This is a genomic window from Paraburkholderia panacisoli, assembly GCF_008369935.1.
In the GTDB taxonomy this organism is placed as follows: Bacteria; Pseudomonadota; Gammaproteobacteria; order Burkholderiales; family Burkholderiaceae; genus Paraburkholderia; species Paraburkholderia panacisoli.
Map to the genome: position 1 here is coordinate 24,859 of NZ_VTUZ01000014.1, position 21,139 is coordinate 45,997.

Consider the following 21,139-nt stretch of genomic DNA (forward strand, 5'->3'; position numbering starts at 1 on the left):
GACTCATGACGCCGACCGCTTCGCTGCGCCCTCGCCTGTTCTCGCTGTACGCCGTGCTGATCGCCGCCAATCTCGGCGCCTGGGGCTGGGCGCTGATCGCGTTTCGCCATTACCCGTTGCTGCTCGGGACCGCGCTGCTCGCGTATGGGTTCGGTCTGCGTCACGCGGTCGACGCGGACCACATCGCGGCGATCGACGCGGTCACGCGCAAGCTGATGCAGACCGGCAAGCGGCCGCTCGGCGTGGGCCTCGCGTTTTCGCTGGGACACTCGACGATCGTGATCGCCGCGACGATCGGCATTGCATGGACCGCGCATTCGCTGCACGGCCGTTTCGAGACCTTCGAGCAAGTGGGCGGCACGCTCGGCACACTCGTTTCGGCGACGTTCCTGCTGGTGCTCGCGGCCGTGAACCTCGTGATTTTGCGCGACGTGTGGCGCCGTTACCGCCACGTTCAGCACGACGGCGAAATGGCTGCACAAACGGCGGATTCGATCGCACCGGCCGGGCTGCTGTCGCGCGCATTGCGGCCGCTGTTCCGGCTCGTCACGAAAAGCTGGCACATGTACCCGGTCGGCGTGCTGTTCGGACTTGGCTTCGACACCGCGACCGAGATCGGCTTGCTGGCGATTGCCGCGTCCCAGGCCGGCACAGGTTTGCCGCTGTATTCGATTCTCGTGTTCCCCGCGCTCTTCACCGCGGGCATGACGCTGGTCGATTCGACCGACAACGTGTTGATGGTCCACGCCTACGGCTGGGCCATGGACGATCCGAAGCGCAAGCTCTACTACAACGCCAGCATCACGTTCGTGTCGGCGCTGGTGGCGATCGTGATCGGCGGCGTCGAAGCGCTGGGGCTGCTGTCGGACAAGCTCGGTTTGAACGGCGGCATATGGAACGAGGTCGCGAGCGTGAACGAGCGCTTCGGCGCGCTCGGCTACGGAATCGTCGCGGCCTTCATGGCGTGCTGGATCGGTTCAGTGCTGTTTCATCGCTGGCGGCGCCCGGCTGGGGTCGCGCGGTAAATCCGATCCCTGGCGCACGACGCAATCGGTAAAGATGCCGGCGCGGCATCGGCGATTCGTCCGTGACGGCGGAGGCGGCGTATGAGTCGCAGGCGTCGAACGTCGTGATGACTGTTGGCGACCGTTGTGGCCACGATACACAGCGGCTCCTTTATCGGCCAATCGGCGAGCCAGCAACGCCCCAGGCGCGCCGGACCCATGATCAATCGCTTACACTGAAACCGCTTTGCGCAGGCTTTCGCCCCGATCATCTCAGGCGCGTGTCAAAGGCGTGCGCCGCGCCGCGCGTATCCGGCGCGGCTTGTCAGAACCGGCAACAGAACGGACTGGACTCTCCATCGATGAAAAACCCCGCGCACCGATTTCTCGCACTCGACGCAGCCCGCCTCACCGCCGACGCCTACGGCAACCACGCCATCGACGAATTCCTCGCTGGCCGCCTCACGCGCCGCGAACTGCTGCGCCATGCGAGCGTGATCGGGTTAGCGCTCGCGGGCGGCGGTGCGCTGCTGAACGCGCCGCGAGCGCGGGCGCAGGGAACGCCTGGCGCATCCGGTCAGACGATCCGCGTCGCCCACCTGACGCCCGCCGGCGCGGTCGATCCGCTCACCGTGACCGATGCCGCCAGTCTCGCGCTCCTGAACCAGACCGGCGAGTTCCTGATCGACGACGACGGCGAGAAGCTCATGCTGAAACCGGCGCTCGCCGTGTCGTGGAAGCCGAACGACAAGGGCGACGTGTGGACCTTCGCGCTGCGCCCCAACGTCAAGTTCCACGACGGTCAGCTGTTCACCGCGAAAGACGTGGTCGCCACCTTCGACCGCCTCGCCGATCCCGCGAGCGGTTCGGCGGCGCTCTCCGTGCTCAAGGGCGTCCTGTCGAAAGGCGGCGCAAAAGTGGTCGACGATCACACGGTCGCGTTTCATCTCGACGCGCCGAACGGCAACTTCCCGTACTACGTCTCGTCGGACAATTACAACGCCGTGATCCTGCCCGCGAACTACGCGGGCGGTTATGAAAAGACCTTCATCGGCACGGGTCCGTTCAGGTTCGAGAAATATCAACCCAAGGTCGGCGCGTCGTTCGTGCGCAATCCAGATTACTGGGGTGAAAAAGCGTTACCGCAACGCGTACAGTTTTCGTTCTATGCCGACGAGCAGGCCCAGTTGCTCGCATTACAAGGCCATCAGGCGGACGTGATGGGCACCTTCACCGTGCAGGGCGGCGCCGGCATTCTGAACAATCCGGACTATAAGGCGGTCGGGGTGAAGTCGAGCGCGCATCGGCAGATTCACATGCGCAACGACAACCCGCTGTTCAAGGACAAGCGTGTGCGTCAGGCGCTGGCGTTGTCGCTCGATCGTGACGTGCTGGTGCGCGGCCTGTTCAAGGGCCGCGCGCAACTCGGCAACGACAGTCCGTTCGCGCCGGTGTTTCCGTCATCGGATGCGGGCGTGCCGCAACGCAAGATCGACATCGCAAAGGCGAAGCAACTGCTTGCGCAAGCGGGCGTGGCGAACGGCTTCGACGTGACGCTGACCACCGAAAAATACATGGAGATTCCCGACCTTGCGGTGGTCGTGCAGAACGCGGCGAAGGCGATCGGCGTGCGCATCAATCTGAAGGTCGAGAGCCAGTCGCTGTATTACGGCGCGGGCACGCCGGGCAAATCCGACTGGCTCGACTCGCCGCTCGGCATCACCGACTACGGCCATCGCGGCGTGCCGAACGTGTTCCTGAACGCGCCGCTCACCAGCACCGGCACGTGGAATGCCGCGCATTTCAGGAATCCGCAATACGATCAACTGGTCGCGCAGTTCGTCGCGGCAATCGACCTCGCGTCACAGAAGAAAATCTCCGCGCAGATCCAGACGCTGCTGCTCGACGAAACGCCCATCATCATCCCGTTCTTCTACGATCAGCTGATCGCGATGCGCAAAGGCGTGAACGGCGTGCGCTTCACCGCGCTCGCGCAACTCTATTTCGACCGCGCGGTGCTGAGCGCGTAAGCACCGGCGCAGCCTTCGACAGGAGCTCACGATGTCGGCCACGGTGCCCCCTTCGGCCTCCAGCGTATCGAGCGGCAACGCGGGCCGCGTCGCGCGCTTTCTAGGCGCGCGCATGGGCTTGTCGTTGATCACGCTATGGCTGTTGTCGGTGATCGTGTTCGCGGGCGGGCAGCTGTTGCCCGGCGACATCGGCCGCGCGGTGCTCGGACCGCTCGCCGACGCGCGCGCGGTCGCCGCGCTCAACCATCAGCTCGGCGCGGACCGGCCGCTCGTCACGCAATACGTCGACTGGATCACGCATTTCCTGCGCGGCGACATGGGGCTTTCGTACGCGTATCGCGAGACCGTCGCGCCGTTCATCATCGACGCGCTCGCGCATTCGGCGAAGCTCGGGCTGCTCGCGTTCATCGTCGTCGTGCCGCTCGGCATCGCGGGCGGCGTGTGGTCGGCGATGCACGCGGGGCGCTGGCTCGATCGTACGATCAGCATTGCCGGTTTGTCGGCGACCGTGGTGCCGGAATTCGTTTCGTCGATCGTGCTGATTCTGGTGTTCGGCGTATGGCTGCGCTGGCTGCCGATCGAAGCGTCGTATCCGCCCGAAGCCAGCGCGCTCGAACAACTGCGGCATCTGATTCTGCCGGTGCTGCCGCTGGTGCTGGTGTTTTTCGGCTACATCGCGAGAATGGCGCGGGCGGGCACTGTCGAAGCGCTCGACGCGGACTACACGCGCACCGCAATCCTCAAGGGTTTGCCGCGCCACATCGTGATCTGGCGGCACGTGTTGCGCAACGCGCTGCTGCCGACCATCACCGTCGCCGCGACGCAGCTCGGCTATATGATCGGCGGGCTGGTGGTGGTCGAGACGCTGTTCCGCTATCAGGGCATCGGCTCGCTGATCTACAACGCCGCCAAGGCGAAGGACTTTCCGATGCTCGAAGCCGGCGTGCTGACGATCGGCGTTGTTTATACGCTCGCCAATCTCGTTGCCGATGCGCTGCATGTGCTGCTCAATCCGCGGCTGCGAGTCAGGAGCGCCGAATGAGCGCCGTCGTTCCGCCGACTCAAGCTCCACCCGCCGAGCCGCGTTTCGAGCAGTTGCGCGAGCTGTTGCGTTCGCCGACCTTCGTGGTGGGCGTGATCATTGTCGTGTGGTGGGTGGTGTGCGCGCTCGCGGGCGCATGGATCGTGCGCCTCGACCCCTATGCGTCCGATCCGCTCAATTCGCTGCTGCCGCCCGATCGCACGCACTGGTTCGGCACCGACCAGCTCGGCCGCGATGTGTTCTCGCGCGTGATCGTCGGCGCGCGCGACATCCTGACCATCGCGCCGCTTGCGACCCTGCTCGGCACGGTCGCGGGCACGGCGCTCGGTTTGATCGTCGGCTATTTCGAGGGCTGGGTGGATAACGTGGTGGGCCGCGCGATCGACGCCGTGCTCGCGCTGCCGCTCGTGATCGTCGCACTGCTCGCGCTGGCCGCGGTCGGCGCGTCGAATTTCACCGTGATCCTCGTGATCGGCATCACCTTCACGCCGATCACCGCGCGCACCGTGCGGGCTGCCGTGTTCGCGGAACGGCATCTGGACTACGTGGCCGCCGCGCAACTGCGGGGCGAACGCGCACCCTACATCATGTTCGTCGAGATCCTGCCGAACGTGCTGCCGCCGATCATCGTCGAGGCCACCGTGCGGCTCGGCTATGCGATCTTCGCGGTCGCCACGCTGTCGTTTCTCGGCTTCGGCATTCAGCCGCCTTCGGCCGACTGGGGTCTCGCGCTGTCCGAGTCGTACACGCTGATGGCGGGCGGCGCATGGTGGACCGTGGTGTTCGCGGCCGGCGCGATCGCCTCGCTGGTGGTCGGCGTGAACCTGATTGCCGACAGCGTGCAGGGAGTGCTCGACCGATGAGCGTCGCACCGCCTACCCCCGCCACCCCGTTCGCCGCCTTCGACGTGTCGAAGAGCGACCGCACGGACGCGCTGACGGTCGTCGGCCTGACGGTCACGTACCGGATACGCGGACGCGATCGCGAAGTGCTGCAGGACGTGTCGTTTCGCGTGCGGCGCGGCGAAGCCTATGGGCTGGTCGGCGAATCGGGCTGCGGCAAGTCGACCGTAGCGATGGCGGCGCTGCGCTATCTGCCGCGCAACGGCAAGGTGAAGGCGGGCAGGATCACGATCGCCGGCGCGGACGTGCAGAAGCTCGACGCCGATGCGTTGCGCAACCTGCGTGCGAACACGGTGTCGATGGTCTATCAGGACCCGGCGCGCGCGCTCAATCCGTCGCTGACGATCGCGCGGCAAGTCTCCGAAGCCTTCGAAACCGCCGGCGCCGCGCGTGACGATGCGCTGCGGCGCACGCGCGAAATGCTCGAACGGGTACGCATCGCGTCGCCCGAACGCGTGATGGACAGTTATCCTCATCAATTGTCGGGCGGCATGCAGCAGCGCGTGGTGATCGCGATGGCGCTCGCGTCGAACCCCGCGCTGTTGATTCTCGACGAACCGACCACCGGACTCGACGCCACCGTCGAAGCGGAGGTACTCGACCTCGTCGCGCAGTTGCGCGAAGAACTCGGCACCGCGGTGCTCTTCATCAGCCACAACCTCGCGGTGATCGGGCGGATGTGCGAGCGCGTCGGCGTGCTTTACGCGGGCAAGCTGGTCGAGGAAGGCGCGACCGGGGACGTGTTCACGCGGCCGCGTCATCCCTACACGGTCGGACTGTTGCGCTGCCTGCCCACGGCGGGGCGCAACAAGGACAGCGGGCGGCTCGATACGATCGCAGGCGGCCTGCCGCCGCCGGGCTCGGTCACGCAAGGCTGCATTTACGCGGACCGCTGCCGTCTCGCCGACGACCGCTGCCGCCGCGAAGCGCCGCCGCCGTACCGGCTGATCGCCGCGCGGGGCGATCAGATGTCGCGCTGCCATTACCATGAGCGCGCCATCGAATTGCCTCGCGCGACCCCGGAAGCATTGGCCGACAACCCGCGCGGCTCGCTGGACGGCTCGCCTTCAACGCCCGTGCTGCGCGCACAGAAACTCTCGAAGACGTTCCACGTATCCGGCGCACCGCTGCGCGCGCTCGACGATGTGTCGATCGATCTCGCCAGTGGCGAGACGCTAGGTCTGGTCGGCGAATCGGGCAGTGGCAAGACGACGCTCGCCAAGCTGATGCTCGGACTGCTCACCCCCGACGCGGGCAGCGTGCTCGAACTCGACGGCGCGCCGCTCGCCGCGCGTGTCACCCGGCGCAGCGACGAGCAGCTGAAGTCGTTGCAGACCGTGTTCCAGAACCCTGACTCGGCGCTCAATCGCGCGCATTCGGTGAAGCGGCTGATTGGCCGCGCGTTGTCGCGCGTCACCGCATTGCGCGGCGCCGCGCTCGACCAACGGCTCGCCTCGCTGACGGCTGCGGTGCGCTTGCCCGAGCGCTATCTCGGCTCGCGCACGCGGCAGTTGTCGGGTGGCTTGAAGCAGCGCGTGGCGATTGCCCGCGCGTTTGCCGGGGCGCCGCGCGTGGTGGTCTGCGACGAGCCGACCTCCGCGCTCGATGTCTCCGTGCAGGCCGCGATCCTCAATCTGCTCGCCGACCTGCAACGCGAGCGCGGCGTGAGCTACGTGTTAATCTCGCACGATCTGCACGTGGTGCGCTATCTCGCGGATCGCATCGCGGTGCTATATCTCGGCAGGCTGCTGGAAATCGGACCGGCCGCCGCGGTGTTCGGCGGCCCGCAGCATCCTTATACCGAGGCACTGCTGTCCTCCGTGCCGACGCTCGGCGCACACGTCGGGCAGGCTCGCATCCGTCTTTCCGGCGAACTGCCGAGCGCGGCGTCGCCGCCTTCCGGCTGCGTCTTTCACACGCGCTGTCCGCGCAAGCTCGGCGCGATCTGCGAGCAGCAGGAGCCACCCTTTGTCGACGCGGGCCAGCAAGGTGACGCGGCGCAGTCGGGCGCGCATCGAATCCGCTGTCACATCCCGGTTGCCACATTGCGCGCGTTGCAAACCGCCTCACGCGACACGCCGGACGAAGGCCCAGCCAACGTCTCGCCCGAACGCTCCGCAAACGCGCCGCAGAACGCTGGCCGCAGCGAATAACGCGTTTTGACGTGACTTTGCGTGACGCGTTTCATCGCCGAAACGTTTTCACGCGTTTTTTCATCGCGTGCATCGCATATCCCTATCCGGCGCGTGTCGCGGCAAGGCTTCGCGACCCGTGGCATGGATATCGCTAATTACGGTTCAGACACTCGAAGCCGAAAGATCCGTGAAGAGACTCGGCAAAACAGATTCGGGGGGGGCAACAAGGCCCGCGTTCAGATCGGTCCGCCGCCACGCTTTCGGCATAGCAGATGGCGGCAACGAGGTACCGTCGTTCGCTCGGGGAGAGAGGCGATGAAAACCAGAAGATTCAATCAGTACTACTGCGGGGTTATTCGGCAGGCGATGATCGTGGCGGGCGTAGTGGTGCTGGCGACCGAGGTGGCGTACCCGGCATCGACCGAGGTGATTCCCAGGTGGATAGTGCTTGCCGATGCGTCGGTGCCGGGCAACGCGGAGCGCGCACCGACGCAACTGGCACAGGACGACGGCTCGTCGTCAGGCGCACTGGCGACAGGCAGCGCGCCCGGCGAAGTGACCGCCGCCGACGATGCAGCCGCGGTATTCATACCGCGCGACTGCGGCGGTGCGAGCGCCGGAGGATGCGCACGCCACGCCGGCGGCAGCGGAAGCAACGGCGCGGCAAGTGCCGGCAATGGCGGCTCGGGAGCAAGCGGCAATAGCGGGGTCGGCGCTGGGGCGGCTGGCTCAAGCGGCGCTGGTGGCAACGCCGGGGCGAGCGCCGGTAGCAAGGGAAACAGCAGCGGCGGGGGTGGCGGCGGTGGAAGTAGCAGCGGTGGAAGTAGCAGCGGTGGAAGTAGCAGCGGTGGAAGTAGCAGCGGTGGAAGTAGCGGTGGTGGAAGTAGCAGTGGTGGGAGCGGTAGCGGTGGAAGCAGTAGCGGAGGCGGAGGCAATGGCAGCAGCGGGAGCGGCAGTTGCGGGTGCGGCGGCTCCAGCGGCGGCTCGGGCGGTGGCAAGGGTGGTGGCTTTGGAGGTGGTTTTGGTGGCGGCTTCGGTGGCGGCTTCGGCGGAGGCTTTGGCGGAGGCTTCGGCGGCGGTCACGGAGGCAAGGGTGGCGGCGGCAACGGGGGTGGCAATGGCGGAGGGAACGGGCACTAGCACTAGCACTCGCCCTGTCCCAGGCAGGGTGCCCCCGCACCCTGCCCCGCTGGCGCCACACTCCCGGCATGCCGTCGCGATCCGCTGGCATCGGCGGTGATGTCTCGATCCCCCGGTCGAGCGTCACCGCCCGAGGCCGGTTGCTTTCGACGATCGCCACGGTCAGCGCCTGGGCCATCGCCGCGAAGGCCGAGTGACGCCGCTGTCGAGCGGCTTTGAAGCGCCGCAAGCCACGCGTAAACCATAGGTCAAAGGCGCCCGCCGCGCCGAGCCCGCGAAAGCGCATAAAACAACCCGGCCGCGCACACGTGTTGTGGAACCAATCCGAGGCGATCGCCTCATATCCAATTCAACGTTCGATATGAGGGCCCACAACATGCAACGAAACGTTCACCCCTCCGCAGCGCGCGCGGCCACTGGCCTGCTGATGGTTGCCGCGCTGGGCCTCGCATCGCTCGCTCATGCGCAAACGCCGGCGGCCCAGGCGGCGCAGCCGATGCCGCCGACGATGTCGCAAGCCGCGCCGCCCGTCGATCCCACCTTCTCGGCCTACTCCCTCGTCCAGACCTGCAAACAGAGAAACGACAACACCGCGCAAGGCCAGTGCGTCGGCGCGATCCGGGGCATCATCCACGGCTATCAGTACGGCGTGCTGTTCCTCGGCCAGCGCACGGCGCTCCCGCCGAACGAAACGCAGCGCGTGTCGCTGTGTCTGCGCGACGTACCCGTATCGACCATCATCGACGACTTCCTCGCGGACGCCGCCCAGGTCGACGACGATGCCCTCAAGCACACCCCCGCCGAAGTCGCGGTGCTGGGCTCCGTGCATATGCATCACGCCTGCACCTGATCCCACCCGCGCGCTGAGCCACCGCGCCGCCGTGCCGCAAGCGAGCGCCGCCGCGCCCGCCTACAGCATTTCGAGCGGACGCTTGCTGCGCGGCGGTTTGAAGTAAGCGTCGAGCGCGGCGAGTTCATCGCCGCTCAAACGCAGCTGCGACGCGCGATGGTTGTCGCGCACATGCTCGACGCGGCCCGCCTTCGGAATCGCGCACACGCCGGGCTTGAGCAACGCCCACGCGAGCGCCACCTGAAACACCGAGACGCCACGCGCGCCGGCAATGTCGTCGAGCGGCGAGCGTTTCGGCAGGCGAGCGTGATCGACCGGGCTATAGGCCATCGCCGGCATATTGCGCGCGGCGAGCCACGGCAACAGGTCGAATTCCGGTCCGCGACGCACGACGTTGTAGAGAATCTGATTGGTCGCGCACGTGTCGCCGCCGGGCGTGGCGACGAGTTCTTCCATGTCGTCGGTGTCGAAATTGCTGACGCCCCAATGCCGGATCTTGCCCGCCGCGCGCAACGTCTCGAACGCGTGGACGGTTTCCGCGAGCGGCACTGAACCGCGCCAGTGCAGCAGATACAGATCGAGCCGGTCGGTTTTCAAACGCTTCAGACTTTGTTCGCAGGCCGCGACCACACCGCGTCGGCTGGCGTTGTGCGGATACACCTTGCTGACCAGAAACACCTCGTCGCGCAAGCCGGCCAGCGCTTCGGCGAGCAGCCTCTCGGTCGCGCCGTCGCCGTACATTTCCGCGGTATCGATCAGCGTCATGCCCAGTTCGATGCCGCAACGCAGCGCGGCGATTTCCTGCGCCCGCCGCGCCGCCACTTCGCCCATTTCCCAGGTCCCCTGCCCCAGTGCGGGAATACGCTCGCCGTCGGGCAAGCTCACGCTCGCGATATCACTCGTCATGCTGACTCCTCGAAGTGGCTCGATTCAACTGATGCAATTGCGCGCGGCGCCGCGCGGCGCCGGCTACGAAACTCATAGCGACGAGTTTAGCGGCTCGATGAGCATTCGACCGCCCCCCAGGCAAAAGCCCGCTATAACGGGATGCGCCGATGTCATAGAATTGCCGCTTGCCTATCTTGCGTGAGCCCCATGACCTCTGCCTCGGAAGACCGTTGGCGCGACCTGCGCCCGGACCCGGAAAACGACACACCGCTATATCTGCAACTTGCTCGCAAGCTCGGCAGCGCCATCCACGAAAACCGCTGGAACGCCGGCGAAGCGCTACCCTCGGAGCGCGTGTTGTCAGAGGCGCTCGGCGTATCGCGAATCACCTCGCGCAAGGCCATTGCGCTGCTGGTCGAACAGGGCCTGATTCGCCGCACTCAGGGCGCGGGCAGTTTCATCACGCCGCGCTATGAAGATCCGCTGTCGCGTCTGTCGAGCTTCAGCGAAATGCTACGGCGGCGCGGCTTTACGCCGAGCTCGAAGTGGTTGTCGCGCGAGATCTCGCCGGCCAACCGCGACGAGGTGATCCAGCTCGGCTTGTCGCCGGCCGCCGCGGTGACGCGGCTGCGGCGTTTGCGCCTCGCCGACGGCATCGTGATGGCGGTGGAGAATTCCACTTTTCCGGCGGCGGTGATCCCGGACCCGCAGGCGATTGGCGATTCGCTGTACACGTACCTGGAAAACCGCGGACTGACGATCGTGCGGGCTCTGCAGCACTTTCGCGCGGTGAACGCGAACGAGGAAATCGCGCAGCAGATGAGCATCGCGCCGAACGAAGCGCTGCTGTTGATCACCCGCGTCGGCTATACCGCCGATCAGCGGGCGATCGAATTGACCGATACGTACTGCCGCAACGATTACTACGATTTCGTTGCGGAGTTGAGGAAGTAGCTGGTTGGGCGTAGCGGGCGACTGGGGTTGTGTGCCGCTTGTTTCGTGCTTGTTTCGTGCTTGCGCCGCGATCGATCAGCGACGCCGCGCGAGCACGGCGCAAAGGCTGAAACGATCACACCCATCTAGCCTCGTGCGCGCCCACCCGAACCGGTGGCAACGCATAAAAAGCAGGCGTCTGCGCCAGCTCTTCAGCCGGCTGCACCGCCAGTACGCGGCCGAACTCCGACTGCACGCTCGCCATGCAATCGCGCACGTCGTCGAGCGCGACATCGGCGGTGCGCCAGCCATCGGCAAGCATGCCGAAAGACTGCAACCACCGTCCGGTTTGCGCGAGCGAAACCCGCACGTGCCAGCTTCCGCCTTCGGCGGCCCGCCGCGTCAACGCGGTCATCGCACCGAACGCGGCCAGGTAGCCGGTCGCGTGATCCAGCGCCTGACACGGCAGATGCCTTGGCTGCGCGTCGCCTGCCGCCTGCCGCTCGGTAAAGGCAATCCCGCTCGCCGACTGCACCAGGCTATCGAACCCGCGCCGCCGCGCCCACGGCCCATCGTGTCCATACGCGGACACCGACACATACACGATCCCCGCCCGCACCCGCGCCAATTCCTCGGGGCCGAAGCCGCGCGCGGCCAGCGCGCCCGGACGATACGCCTGAAGGAACACATCGGCATCGTCTGCCAGGCCGTGCAGGGTTTCGCAGCCGGCGGCGGCGCGCAGATCGAGCACCGCCGAGCGCTTGCCGCGCCCGTTGTCGATCACCAGCGGCGCAATGTTCGGCAGATGCGGACCGTTGATCAGCAACACGTCCGCGCCATGGTGCGCGAGCGCCCGCCCGGCCACCGGCCCGGCGATGATGCGCGACAGGTCGAGCACTCGCACGCCCGCCAGCGGACGGTCCGCGCCGCCGTGGCAGAGCGGCTCGGCGGGCGCATCGCCGATACGCTCGATCTCGAACAGCGGCAGCCGCGCAATCGCTTTCGCCTGGTCGAGCGCGGCCCATTCGTCGGGCGTACGAATCAACGCGGCACACAGGCCTGCGTCGGCGAGGGTCTGGTCGAGCGCCGCACCGTCCCAGCCGCGAATCGCGGCGGCCACCGCAGCGCGCTCGTTGTCGCAGCCGAGCACGTTCAGCACGCCGCGCAGGTGGTGCGCAAAATTCGTATGCAGTTGAATCCAGCGGCCGTCGCGCGTCTCGTAGAAACCGGTGACCGGGTCGCGCAACGCAGGCGGCGGCCCGTCGTCAATGCGCAAATAGCGTTCGCTGCGAAACGCCGCCAGCGCGCGCCGCATCTCCACCGCTACCGATTGCCTGCGCCCCGTGCGCAAGCGCTGACATTCGGCCGCCGCAAGGCCGGTCGCGGCGATAGTCGCCGAGGCCAGGCTGCCGACGCGGTAGACCGACGGCAAGCCGGGGTCCGCGCCGGTCAGCGACACGGATCGCAGCGCGGCCGGGTCGCATCCCGCGACGGTCCAGATATGTTTGAGAGCGAGTTCGGGCGTCATGGCGTTCGGCTCGGAGCAGGTGGAAAGTGAATTGCGAAGTGAACCGAGTCTAGATTTCCGACCCATCGTAATCAACCTTGATTATGATAATCAACATATATTGATTTCTTCGGTTTCTCCACGTTTCCATGCCAAGCCCGACTTTTCTGAGCGCCACCGAAGCCGCCACCGCCCTCGGCATCAGCTTGCCCACCCTGTATGCGTACGTGAGCCGGGGGATGCTGAGTTCGTCGCCGGATGCGCAAGGCAAGCACCACCTGTACGACGCCGCCGAGGTGCGCCGCCTCGCGCGTCGCAAGGCGGACGGCAAGCGCGCCGGCAAGGTCGCGCAGAAGGTGCTGGACTGGGGCGTGCCGGTGCTCGAATCGTCGATCACGCTGGTCGCGGACGGCCGCCTGCTGTATCGCGGACACGACGCGACGGAACTGGCGCGCACCGCGTCGCTCGAGGACATCGCCGCGTTGTTGTGGAAGTGCAGCGCGCGGCGCATTGCCGACGCGCCGGCCGTGCCGCTCGCCGCGGCTCAGTGGTCCGCGTGGCTCAAGCTGTGGAGCGACAGCACGCCGCTCGATCGCGCACTCGTGCTGCTGGCCGCCGCCGCGGCGCAAATGCCGCGCGTGTGGGCGCTCGGCCGCGACGCGCAACTCGACACCGCGTGCGCGGTCATGCGGCTCCTGGCCGCCGCGATGATCTCGGCGGCGCCGTCGAACGAACCGCTGCATCGGCAACTGGCTTCTGCCTGGCATGTGCGCAACCGGCAGCAAGCCGGGCTGCTGCGCGCGGCGCTGGTGGCCTGCGCGGATCACGAGTTGAACGCATCGACGTTCACGGTCCGCTGCATCACGTCGACGGGGACGCACCTGTTCGGCGCGGTGGCTGGCGGACTTGCCGCCTTGGCGGGCCCGCGTCACGGCGGCGAGACGGTGCGCATCGCCGCGCTGCTCGACGAGGCGTCGCGCGCGGCCGATCTCGACCGCTATCTGGCAAACCGCCTTGTGCGCCACGAACATGGCGCGCAGGGGCCGGTGCTATCGGGCTTCGGTCATCCGCTTTATCCGGACGGCGATCCGCGTGCGCGGCTGTTGCTGGAGATGCTTGCCGACTGCGCGCCTGTTCGTTCGCCGCTTGGCGAAGTGCTGCGGCTTGCGCGCACGGTGCGCGATACGACCGGCGCAGAACCGACTGTCGATTTCGCGCTCGCCGCGATGGAACGGGTGCTCGGGTTGCCGGCTGGCGCTGCGTTCACGCTCTTCGCGGTGGGCCGGGTGGTCGGCTGGATCGCCCATGCGATGGAACAGACGAGCGATGGGCGGTTGATTCGACCGCGGGCGCGGTATGTTGGGGAGTATGAGGCGGTGGGGTTGGGGTGAGTTGCTGGGCGGGGATCGTGGGGCGGCGGTTGAACGCCCGTTGAACGCGCGTCGGACGGCGGTTCAAAGCGGCGAGAGCGTCGGCCGCTGCCCTTTTTGGCGCTCGTCTGCCGCTTATCCGCCGCCTACCCACCCGCCGCTGATCGCTCAGTTGCGGGCCGCGGATCGAAACTTCGTCAGGCCACACCCAACCAGCGCGGTAGGCGGCTCAATACCGGCAACCCAGACACCGGCTTCGGCGCCACGCGCTCAGACCCGCTCGCCAGTGCAAAGCGTGCCCCCGCCTGGCCCGCACTGATCCACGCCACCGCGCGACGCGGCAACTCGACCGACTCGCCGGTGGCGAGCCAATGATCTTCGCTGTGGCCTTCGATCGTCAGCCAGATCTCGCCCGAAATCACCTTGAAGGTGGACGGACGCGCGACACGCCAGGCCGCGACAGGCTCGCCATGTTCCAATTCGAAAATCCGGACTTCACGCATTGCCGCTCTCCTTCAAAAGGCTTCTCTGATGTACGGATTATTGACGTGCGATGATCGAAGTCCCATGCACAGTTCCGAACACTTTTATCGGAACTGTTCAGTCGAAAAGCCGGACAGTTGGCGTAGTTGTGGGGTTGACCAGGCTCGGCCGCATGTCATCAGGCAAAGGAAGCAAGCGCATGAAACTCGAAATCCAGCTCGATCGCGACAACGGCGTGCCGCTCACCGACCAGATCGTCACGGGCGTCACCGCGTGGATCCGCTCGCGCGCCGCGCATCCCGGCTCGAAGCTGCCGTCGATCCGCCAGTTCGCCGCCGACTTCGGCGTGAGCCGCTTTCCCGTAATCGAGGCCTACGACAGGCTGGTGTCGCTCGGCTATGTCGATTCGCGCCACGGCTCGGGCTTTTACATCTCCGATCGTCAGCCGGCGGGCACGCATTGCCAGGGCACGTCGGACCCGCGCCGCGCCGAGGACGAATCGGGGCATCTGCTCCAGCAATTCAACCACCCCGGCGAAACGCTCAAGCTCGGCAGCGGCTTCATTCCGGAAAGCTGGCGCGACATGGACAGCATCGCGCAAGCGATCCGCCACGTGTCGCGCACCGACCCGGCGAGCATGGTCGAGTACGCGACGCCCCTGGGCAATCCGACCTTGCGCGAGCATCTGCAAAGCCGGATCGCGCAGTTGGGGATTCAGGCGGACCCGTCGCAGATCCTGATCACCAACGGCGCGAGCCAGGCGTTGGATCTGCTGATGCGCTACATGCTCAAGGCCGGCGACACAATCTTTGTCGAGGACCCCGGCTACTACAACCTGTACGGCCTGTTGAAGTTGCACGGCGTGCGGTTAATCGGCATTCCGCGCACCCGCAACGGCCCCGACCTCGACGTGGTGCAGGCGCAGCTCAAGTTGCACCGGCCCAAGCTGCTGTTCATCAACACGGTGTTCCACAATCCGACCGGCACCACGGTCGCGCCGCAAGTGGCCTTCCGACTGCTGCAACTGGCGCGCGAGCACGGCTTCTCGATCATCGAAGACGACATCTACGCTGACTTCCAGACCGATCTCACCGACCGCCTCGCCACCCTCGACCAACTCGAACACGTGATCTACGTGGGCGGTCTGTCGAAGACGCTGTCGTCGTCGCTGCGGATCGGCTGCGTGGTGGCGAGCCACGCGATCATCAAGGACCTGGTGGACATCAAGATGCTGACGAGCATCGGTGGCTCGCGCTTCGCCGAAGCGGTCGCGGTGTCGCTGCTGGAGCGCGGCGCGTATCGCAAATATCTGGAGCGCCTGCGCCGCCGGATGCGCGACGCGCTCGGCTCGACGATTCAGACGCTCGAAGATGCCGGCTGGGAGATTTTCGAAAAGCCCGTTGGCGGCAAGTTCGTGTGGGCGCGAGTGCCGCATGTTGCCGACGCCGAACGGCTGGTGGCGTGCGGCGCGCCGCTGGGCGTGACGGTGGTGCCCGGCAACTACTTCCGGCCGAACATGGAAGCGACCCCGTGGATCAGGATTCACGTGGCCTTCGGCAACGAGCCGCGAGCGCAGGCATTTTTTCATGCGGCGGCGGCACTGCCGGCCGATGCCTGAGCGAGGCGGCTGCGTGCCGACGCGCTTTTCCCTAGAATAGCGAGTCCCAGCCCGCCCCTGCGCGCCCAGCCGCCCTTCATGTCCACGCCGACTCCGCCCGCCTCCGCTGTCAACGCCCCCTCTGCCCCTTCGGCCCGCTCGCTTACCGTGATGCTGTGGCTCGTCGCCACCGGCTTCTTCATGCAGACGCTCGACTCGACGATCGTCAACACCGCGCTCCCCTCGATGGCGACGAGCCTTGGCGAATTACCGCTGCGCATGCAATCGGTGGTGATCGCCTATTCGCTGACGATGGCGGTGATGATCCCCGTGTCCGGCTGGCTGGCCGACAAGCTCGGCACGCGGCGCGTGTTCTTCAGCGCAATCCTCGTATTCGCGGTCGGTTCGTTGCTGTGCGCGAACTCGCATACGCTGAACCAGCTGGTGACCTTCCGCATCGTGCAGGGCGTGGGCGGCGCGATGCTGCTGCCGGTGGGGCGGCTCGCGGTGCTGCGCACCTTTCCGGCGGAGCGCTACTTGCCGGCACTGTCGTTCGTGGCGATTCCGGGGCTGATCGGCCCGCTGATCGGCCCGACGCTCGGCGGCTGGCTGGTGAAGATCGCGTCGTGGCACTGGATCTTTCTGATCAACGTGCCGGTGGGTATCGTGGGCTGCATCGCGACGTTCATCTTCATGCCGGACAGCCGCAACGAACACACCGGCAAGTTCGATTTGAAAGGCTACCTGCTGCTGGTCGTCGGCATGGTGGCGATTTCGTTCGCGCTGGACGGCCGCACCGAGTTCGGGATTCAACACGCCACCGTACTGGTGCTGCTGATTCTGAGTCTTGCCTGCTTCGTCGCCTACGCGTTGCATGCGGTGCGCGAACCCGTACCGATCTTCCCGCTCGATCTCTTCAAGATTCACACCTTCAGCGTCGGTCTGCTCGGCAATCTGTTCGCGCGGATTGGCAGCGGTGCGATGCCGTATCTGATCCCTCTGCTGTTGCAGGTGAGTCTCGGCTATAGCGCCTTCGAAGCCGGCCTGATGATGCTGCCGGTGGCCGCCGCGGGCATGGCGTCCAAACGTCTGGTAACGAAGCTGATCATGAAGTACAGCTACCGAAGCGTATTGATCTTCAATACGGTAATGGTCGGGCTGACCATGGCGAGCTTCGCGCTGACCAGCGTGAATCAGCCGCTGTGGCTGCGGCTTGTGCAACTGGCGTTCTTCGGCAGCGTCAATTCGATGCAGTTCACCGCAATGAACACGCTGACGCTCAAGGACTTGGGCACCGGTGGCGCAAGCAGCGGCAACAGTCTGTTTTCGCTGGTCCAGATGCTCTCGATGAGTCTCGGCGTGACCGTGGCGGGCGCATTGCTTGCGACCTTCACCGGCCTGCTGCAACGCGTGACCGCCATCAACTCGCTGCCGGCGTTTCACGCGACGTTCCTGTGTGTCGGCATCATCACCGCATGCTCGTCGTGGATCTTCGCGCAACTCTCGCCGGACATCCGCACGCCGGCAAAAAAGACGGATCCGTCGGAGCGAACCTGACGCGGGCCGTGCCTGCCCGCGGTACCGGAACGGGGCGCGGACCGCACCAGCAAAGTGCGAATCATCTGGTTCGCACCCGAGCTGGCGCACAATCGTCGTATCAGAGCGTGGCTGCTGCCCGCCCTGCTGTGTTTCCGCACGCGCATGGTTCTTGCTCGCCTATCCTATAAACTCTCGTTTTGCGCGTGTGCATTCGCACCGAGCATGCAGGCGCGATGACACTTCCACATGACCGACATGATGAGCATGATCGAACTCGATCCTCCCGGCTTTCAGCCGCCGCGCCCGATGGCCGGCGACGAAGGCTCCAGGCGCACCGTTCTGTACGGCAGCTACACCGTTTTCAGCGTGTTTCAACCGGTTTTCTCGGTGTCGCACCGGCGCGCGATCGGTTACCACGCGTCGCTGCGCGCTCACGACGAACATGCGCAGCAAGTGCCGTCGCACGAGGTTTTCACGCAGGCGGCACGGCGCGGCGATCTGCTGGAACTCGGCCGATTGGCCGAATCGCTGCATCTCGGCAATTTCAACGCGTTCGACAGCCACGACGAATGGCTCTTCCTGAGCCTGCACCCAGCCGCGCTGATGGACACCAGCTATGGCGATGCGCTGCTTGCCGGCCTCAAGGCGCTCGGCCTGCCGCCTCAACGCGTGGTGCTCGAAGTGTCCGAGCAGGCTGGCGGAGAAACCACGCGCTTTGCCGAGATCATCGACGCGCTGCGCAAATCCGGCTTCCTGATCGCGCTCGACGGCTTCGGCGCGAAGCATTCGAACATTGACCGCGTGTGGAATCTGCGTCCGGATATCGTCACGCTCGACCGCTGCATTCTGGCTCAGGCCAGCGAACACTCGCACATTGAACGCGTGCTGCCGGGAATCGTATCTTTGCTGCACGAATCCGGACAACTGGTGCTGATGGGCGGCCTGAGCACCGAGCGGGAGGCGCTGATCGCGCTCGAATGCAACGTGGACTTCGTGCAGGGCGCGGTCTTCGCGGGCCCGAACGTCGAGCCGGTCAAACCGAAAGCTGCTGCCGGCCTGATGGACTCGCTCTCCGCCGCGCTGCGCGAGCGGGTCACCGCACGTGAACGCGCACAATCCGCACGGCTCGCACCCTACGTCCGGGCGCTGGAGACGGCCGCCGCGCAACTGATTGCCGGCGAGTCCATCGCCCAAGCCACCGCGCCGCTGCTCACGCTCGGCGAAACCGCGCGCAGCTTCGTGCTCGACGGTTCGGGCCGACAGATCGGTGACAACGTGCTGCCGCCGGGACGCACGTCGCAACGCGCGAAACGCTTCCGGCCGCTGCTGCATTCGGAAGGCGCGAGCTGGGAACGCCGGCCGTACTTTATTCAGGCGATGCGTGCACCCGGTCAGGTGCATCTCACGCCGCCTTATCTGTCGATCAACGAAGCTCACCTGTGTGTGACCGCCTCGATCGCCGCACATACGCCGCACGGTACGCAGGTGCTATGCGTAGACATCAACTGGGAAGTCGCGGCTCATCGCAATTGAGGGCGAGACTGAGGGCGTTGGCGGGTTGTGCTGAATCCGCGTGAGTAGTTGGGTGACCGCCGCGCGGCCCACCACGCGGTTCGCGGCATGCAAACGCGCCGCGCTGGTCACAATGTGCAACGCGACGATCTTCGCCGAGCCATCCGTGACACCGTTCGTCCGCACGTCGAGCACCCCGACGACCTCGCCGTTCAAAAACAGTGCAATACCCATCGCACCCTCAAGCGACACCACCTCCGCGCTGCTCGCCTGTTGCGCAAGCGACGTCACCGTATCCACCCACCCAGCGGCTGCCGGCTGACGTGCGCACATAGGTGCACTGACTGGCGCGTCGCTGACGACTTCAGGCGCGTGGCTAAAGAGCTGCAACAGGCCTGTTCGATCCTGCTCCTCCAATGCGGTGCGCAAGCGTTCGACGATGTGCGCATGCACGGCAGGATCTGGACGTTCCAACGGCGCCCCGGCGCGCTGCAAACGCGTCCTGGCGCGACGGACGATCTGGCGGCAAGCAGCCGGGGTGCGTTCGAGAATTTTTGCGATCTCCGCGTAGTCGCAATCAAAGGCCTCGTGCAGCACGAAAGCCGCACGCTCGTCGGGTTTCAGGCGTTCAAGCAGCAGCATTACGCCGTAGGACATTTCCGACGCCCGCACCGCCACTTCTTCCGCCGACGGCGCCGCCTCGTCGAGCCACGGTTCCGGCAGCCAACCGCTAGCCTGCGACGCGCGTTCGCGCTGCACGTGCCGCAAACGGTCGATCGCCGTGCGTGTGGCGAGCGTGGTGAGCCAGGCAGCCGGCGTTTGCACAGCTTGCGTGTCGGCCAGATGCCATTTGAGCCAGACGTCCTGCACCACGTCTTCCGCCTCGGCGCGGCTGCCAAGCATCCGGTACGCCAGCGCGAGCAGGCGTGCGCGCACGGCCTCGAAACTGGATGCCTTGTCGATTCCTTCTTCCGTCATATGTAGACCTCCAGATCGTGCGGGGTGAAAAAAGCGCGCCTTGCCTGCCTGCGGATTGTCTAGGCGCTCGCCGTAGTCTGCATCCTTTTCAGCTTGACGCCTGAGCACTCAACGATGTGACAGCGAAACGAAAAAATATTCCTGTCACGCGGCCGTGCGCCGCTTCGTCAAAGGAGCAACAACCGGCGCATGGGGCGTGCGGTTTTTGAACCGGGCGCGGCTTCCGGGTATTGGGTGCCGCGCTGTCAATGACGAGAAATCTATGCACTCCAAATATTCATCTGCCACCGGTCTCAGCCTCGTGCCCACTGTGATCGAACAATCAGGGCGCGGCGAACGGGCTTACGACATCTACTCCCGCCTGCTGCGCGAGCGCATCGTGTTTCTGATCGGCCCGGTCAACGAACAGTCGGCCAGCCTGATTGTCGCGCAGTTGCTGTTTCTCGAATCCGAGAACCCCGACAAGGATATTTCCTTTTATATCAATTCGCCGGGCGGCTCGGTGTACGACGGCCTCGCGATTTACGACACCATGCAGTTCATCAAGCCGGAAGTGTCGACGTTGTGCACAGGCTTTGCCGCGAGCATGGGGACGTTTCTGCTCACTGCGGGTCAGCGCGGCAAACGGTATGCATTGCCCAACGCGCGCATCATGATTCACCAGCCGTCCGGCGGCAGCCAAGGCACCGCGGCGGACGTCGAGATTCAGGCGAAGGAGGTGCTGTATCTGCGGGCACGTCTGAATGCAATGATGGCCGAGCGCACCGGGCGCAGCATTGAGGAAATCGTGCGCGACACCGATCGCGACAACTTCATGTCGGCACAGGAGGCAAAGGGGTATGGATTGATCGACGAGGTGCTGGAAACGCGCGCGGCGCTCGGCGACGTGATTCGTCGCCATGACATGTAGCGGCGCTGACCGGAGGCTCTTCAGCGTGGAACACATCAAGCCTTCGGACTTCTGATGCAACACGCCCTCGCAACTCGCAGCGCTCACTGGTGTTTCGTCCGAAAACCCGGCCGGACACTCGAGCGCGACTCGTCAATCGACTCTTCAATCTTCTGAAAGCGAACTCAATGACCCAGTCAAGCCCGCTCCTCTCAACGCCTTCAGGCACAGCACCCTGTACCCGCAAACAAAACGGGACCTGGCGCCCACCCTGATCCTTCACGCCATCGGCGGCTTTTCGCCCTCCCCGTCGGTGCGTGCGAAACACAAAAAGTGATCA

General features: G+C 65.7%; 17 protein-coding genes. 13 read left to right on the forward strand and 4 right to left on the reverse strand.

Features of this window, described 5'->3' with window-relative positions; translation table 11 throughout:
* Positions 1-5: 5 nt before the first annotated feature.
* From FVF58_RS21430 to FVF58_RS21455, 7 genes are all read left to right on the forward strand, one after another.
* A complete protein-coding gene (locus tag FVF58_RS21430) occupies positions 6-1,025 on the forward strand; it encodes a HoxN/HupN/NixA family nickel/cobalt transporter (protein ID WP_149671853.1) in 1,020 nt (339 codons plus the stop codon).
* A gap of 341 nt (positions 1,026-1,366) precedes the next feature.
* A complete protein-coding gene (locus tag FVF58_RS21435; RefSeq protein WP_149671854.1) occupies positions 1,367-3,034 on the forward strand; it encodes an ABC transporter substrate-binding protein in 1,668 nt (555 codons plus the stop codon).
* Positions 3,035-3,065: 31 nt separating this feature from the next.
* A complete protein-coding gene (locus FVF58_RS21440) occupies positions 3,066-4,076 on the forward strand; it encodes an ABC transporter permease (protein ID WP_149671855.1) in 1,011 nt (336 codons plus the stop codon).
* Positions 4,073-4,939, forward strand: a complete 867-nt coding sequence (locus FVF58_RS21445) for an ABC transporter permease (protein WP_149671856.1) — start codon at positions 4,073-4,075, stop codon at positions 4,937-4,939. The genes FVF58_RS21440 and FVF58_RS21445 overlap by 4 nt, the downstream gene beginning before the upstream one ends.
* Positions 4,936-7,131, forward strand: a complete 2,196-nt coding sequence (locus FVF58_RS21450; RefSeq protein ID WP_149671857.1) for an ABC transporter ATP-binding protein — start codon at positions 4,936-4,938, stop codon at positions 7,129-7,131. Before FVF58_RS21445 ends, FVF58_RS21450 begins: the two co-directional genes overlap by 4 nt.
* A 297-nt stretch (positions 7,132-7,428) precedes the next feature.
* Entirely contained in the window at positions 7,429-8,253 is an 825-nt protein-coding gene (locus FVF58_RS51555; protein WP_188130891.1) for a hypothetical protein, read from the forward strand.
* A 376-nt stretch (positions 8,254-8,629) separates the two neighbouring features.
* Positions 8,630-9,103, forward strand: coding sequence for a hypothetical protein (locus FVF58_RS21455; protein ID WP_149671858.1), 474 nt, complete (start codon positions 8,630-8,632; stop codon positions 9,101-9,103).
* A gap of 60 nt (positions 9,104-9,163) precedes the next feature.
* Here FVF58_RS21455 and FVF58_RS21460 read toward each other — a convergent pair whose 3' ends face one another.
* Positions 9,164-10,009: an aldo/keto reductase gene (locus tag FVF58_RS21460; RefSeq protein WP_149671859.1), complete on the reverse strand. Its 846-nt coding sequence runs from the start codon at positions 10,007-10,009 to the stop codon at positions 9,164-9,166.
* A gap of 189 nt (positions 10,010-10,198) precedes the next feature.
* Here FVF58_RS21460 and FVF58_RS21465 point away from each other — a divergent pair, with 189 nt between their 5' ends.
* On the forward strand, positions 10,199-10,945 hold the full coding sequence (locus tag FVF58_RS21465) for a GntR family transcriptional regulator (RefSeq protein WP_115780853.1): 747 nt from the start codon (positions 10,199-10,201) through the stop codon (positions 10,943-10,945).
* A 115-nt stretch (positions 10,946-11,060) separates the two neighbouring features.
* On the opposite strand, the gene FVF58_RS21470 is transcribed toward FVF58_RS21465, so the two are convergent.
* Entirely contained in the window at positions 11,061-12,452 is a 1,392-nt protein-coding gene (locus FVF58_RS21470) for a CoA transferase (RefSeq protein ID WP_149671860.1), read from the reverse strand.
* A 128-nt stretch (positions 12,453-12,580) separates the two neighbouring features.
* On the opposite strand from FVF58_RS21470, the gene FVF58_RS21475 reads away from it, so the two are divergent.
* The gene (locus FVF58_RS21475) at positions 12,581-13,822 is read left to right on the forward strand and encodes a citrate/2-methylcitrate synthase (RefSeq protein WP_149671861.1); all 1,242 of its coding nucleotides are present in this window, start codon (positions 12,581-12,583) and stop codon (positions 13,820-13,822) included.
* Positions 13,823-13,998: 176 nt separating this feature from the next.
* Here the strand turns inward: FVF58_RS21475 and FVF58_RS21480 are convergent, their stop codons facing one another.
* Positions 13,999-14,304: a DUF2917 domain-containing protein gene (locus FVF58_RS21480; RefSeq protein WP_149671862.1), complete on the reverse strand. Its 306-nt coding sequence runs from the start codon at positions 14,302-14,304 to the stop codon at positions 13,999-14,001.
* A gap of 179 nt (positions 14,305-14,483) precedes the next feature.
* Here FVF58_RS21480 and FVF58_RS21485 point away from each other — a divergent pair, with 179 nt between their 5' ends.
* The 3 genes from FVF58_RS21485 (at position 14,484) to FVF58_RS21495 (ending at position 18,953) form a co-directional block, all read left to right on the forward strand.
* Positions 14,484-15,902: an aminotransferase-like domain-containing protein gene (locus FVF58_RS21485; RefSeq protein ID WP_149671863.1), complete on the forward strand. Its 1,419-nt coding sequence runs from the start codon at positions 14,484-14,486 to the stop codon at positions 15,900-15,902.
* A 78-nt stretch (positions 15,903-15,980) separates the two neighbouring features.
* Positions 15,981-17,438 (forward strand): multidrug transporter subunit MdtD, encoded by a 1,458-nt coding sequence (mdtD, locus tag FVF58_RS21490; RefSeq protein WP_149671864.1) that lies wholly within the window; start codon positions 15,981-15,983, stop codon positions 17,436-17,438.
* A 240-nt stretch (positions 17,439-17,678) separates the two neighbouring features.
* Positions 17,679-18,953: an EAL domain-containing protein gene (locus FVF58_RS21495; protein ID WP_149672010.1), complete on the forward strand. Its 1,275-nt coding sequence runs from the start codon at positions 17,679-17,681 to the stop codon at positions 18,951-18,953.
* Here FVF58_RS21495 and FVF58_RS21500 read toward each other — a convergent pair.
* On the reverse strand, positions 18,909-19,910 hold the full coding sequence (locus FVF58_RS21500; protein WP_149671865.1) for a sigma-70 family RNA polymerase sigma factor: 1,002 nt from the start codon (positions 19,908-19,910) through the stop codon (positions 18,909-18,911). The genes FVF58_RS21495 and FVF58_RS21500 overlap by 45 nt on opposite strands.
* A 262-nt stretch (positions 19,911-20,172) precedes the next feature.
* Here FVF58_RS21500 and clpP point away from each other — a divergent pair, with 262 nt between their 5' ends.
* Positions 20,173-20,820: an ATP-dependent Clp endopeptidase proteolytic subunit ClpP gene (clpP, locus tag FVF58_RS21505; protein ID WP_149671866.1), complete on the forward strand. Its 648-nt coding sequence runs from the start codon at positions 20,173-20,175 to the stop codon at positions 20,818-20,820.
* The last annotated feature ends 319 nt before the right edge of the window (positions 20,821-21,139 follow it).